The 1,001-nt window shown below is 27.5% G+C and carries 1 protein-coding gene and 1 pseudogene; both read left to right on the forward strand.

Features of this window, described 5'->3' with window-relative positions; translation table 11 throughout:
* Window positions 1-5: 5 nt before the first annotated feature.
* Window positions 6-695, forward strand: a complete 690-nt coding sequence (sufC, locus tag AMN80_RS02255) for a Fe-S cluster assembly ATPase SufC (protein ID WP_082256545.1) — start codon at window positions 6-8, stop codon at window positions 693-695.
* Window positions 696-1,001, forward strand: a pseudogene (locus AMN80_RS02260) (Fe-S cluster assembly protein SufD); the annotation flags it as partial. It lies immediately after the preceding gene.

Here is a 1,001-nt window from a genome sequence, read left to right on the forward strand (position 1 = left end):
AATCTATTTTACAAGATTTCAAATTAGAAATTAATCCTGGTGAAGTTCACGCAATAATGGGCCCAAATGGTTCAGGTAAAAGTACATTATCGAACATTTTATCTGGAAAAAAAGGATACGATGTAACAGGAGAGGTTTTATTTGAAAATAACGATTTATTTTCATTAGAAACTGAAGAGCGTGCACACAAAGGAATTTTCTTAGCTTTTCAGTATCCATTAGAGATACCAGGAGTTAATACCAATGTTTTTTTAAAAACTTCATTAAACGCAATCAAAAAGGCGAGGGGGGAAAAAGAATTAGACGCAATACAATTTTTAAAACTTGTTAAAGAAAAAGCAAAAGAACTTAAATTTGACGAAGAAAAATTAGGTAGACAACTTAATGTTGGTTTTTCTGGTGGAGAAAAAAAGAAAAATGAAATTCTTCAAATGTCTATTTTAAATCCAAAACTTTCTATTCTAGATGAAACAGACTCAGGCTTAGATATTGATGCTCTTAAAACTGTTGCAGAAGGTGTTAATGCATTAAGAAAGAAAAATAACTCTTTTTTAATTATCACTCACTATCAAAGATTACTTGAATACATCAAACCTGATTTTGTTCATGTCTTAATGAACGGAAAAATAATTAAATCTGGCGGTCCAGAACTAGCACTCGAGCTAGAGAAGAAAGGATACGAAAATATTAATTAAATGGAAGAACAATTAAAAATAGACTTTGATAAAAAGTTAAAAGATTTCACATATTCTGAACAAGAAAAAAAGTTTAAGGAGACTAACTTTAAAGAATTTCTTAAACAAGGTTTTCCTAATAGAAAGTTAGAGAACTGGAAATTTTCTGATTTAAATCAAATAATTAAAAGTAATATTGGTGAGTTAACCTTTTACAACAATTATAAAAAAGAAAATCAAATTGATAAAATTGAATTAATAAGCGAGTTAGAACATAATAAAATTATTATAGTTGATGGAAAAATTGAAAAAATCGATTTTAAGTTT

This window comes from Candidatus Pelagibacter communis (assembly GCF_001179985.1).
GTDB classification, from domain to species: Bacteria; Pseudomonadota; Alphaproteobacteria; order Pelagibacterales; family Pelagibacteraceae; genus Pelagibacter; species Pelagibacter ubique_J.